This window comes from Brasilonema bromeliae SPC951 (genome assembly GCF_012912135.1).
GTDB classification, from domain to species: domain Bacteria; phylum Cyanobacteriota; class Cyanobacteriia; order Cyanobacteriales; family Nostocaceae; genus Brasilonema; species Brasilonema bromeliae.
Genome location: NZ_QMEB01000437.1, coordinates 1 through 941, shown reverse-complemented (window position 1 = coordinate 941; position 941 = coordinate 1). Strand labels below are relative to the sequence as shown.

Below are 941 nucleotides of genomic sequence, written 5' to 3'. Positions count from 1 at the left end.
CCATTTCAAGTGCAACTTGTAAGGACTACACTTCATTATGTACCCATTCCGGAAGCTATGTCCAGATATTTACAGATTTTAAGTTACAGTTCCCAACCCTAATAAATGCGATCGCACTCACGTCGCACAAGCTAGAACTTCGTTCAGCTTCGCTAACGCACTCTCCCATCAACCCAACAAACGCGATCTGCCGCTATGCTGCAGCGAAGCTATCGCTTCTATGCACTTCGTCCCAAAGTTCAAGTCGGTGTAGGATAGCAAAGGCAAATATTTTTGGTATATACTATAAATACGTTTTGAGTGGGACGAGAATAAAGCTGAGTCAAATTTTTTAAAACATGGTATTCAATTTGAGGAAGCTCTAACAGTTTTTGCCGATCCCTATCTTCTATTTACGGAGGACTCTAGTCATTCTCAAGGAGAAGAAAGGGAATGGGCGATTGGTGAAGCGGAAGATGGCTCAATTGTTGTGGTTGTTTTTACCATGCGAGGTGAGCGAATAAGGATAATTAGTGCAAGAAAAGCGACAAAAAGGGAGTGTCAACAATATGAATCAGGAATCTGAGTTTCCTTTTGAAAGAGCAAGACAAGTTACACCAGAAGAAAACCAAAAATTCAGAGATGCGATCGCGGATCAGTTTGGGATTACACTCAGGAAGCGCGGACGACCAGCTAAGGATGAAGAGGAAAAGTATGAGCCGATTTCCATCAGATTTCATCCTAAAATCATAGCCTGGGCAAAGGAAGAGGCAGAAAAACGAGGAATAGGCTACCAAACAGTTATCAACGAAGCACTATTGGAGAAAATAGGCTGATAGCACCACTTTAGCTATCTTGAAACCCAAATAAAGCTGAAACAAGTGCGATCGCACTCTCAACTTACAGCACTCGTCCGATCCATAAACGCAATGAGTTGTTAAAGAAAAATAAAATAATTATGA

Annotated in this window: 2 protein-coding genes; both read left to right on the top strand. The window is 41.4% G+C overall.

The window, feature by feature from the left end; all coding sequences use genetic code 11:
• Positions 1-289 precede the first annotated feature (289 nt).
• A complete protein-coding gene (locus DP116_RS28330) occupies positions 290-565 on the top strand; it encodes a BrnT family toxin (protein ID WP_169158262.1) in 276 nt (91 codons plus the stop codon).
• On the top strand, positions 549-815 hold the full coding sequence (locus tag DP116_RS28325) for a BrnA antitoxin family protein (RefSeq protein ID WP_048866887.1): 267 nt from the start codon (positions 549-551) through the stop codon (positions 813-815). The genes DP116_RS28330 and DP116_RS28325 overlap by 17 nt, the downstream gene beginning before the upstream one ends.
• Positions 816-941: the final 126 nt, after the last annotated feature.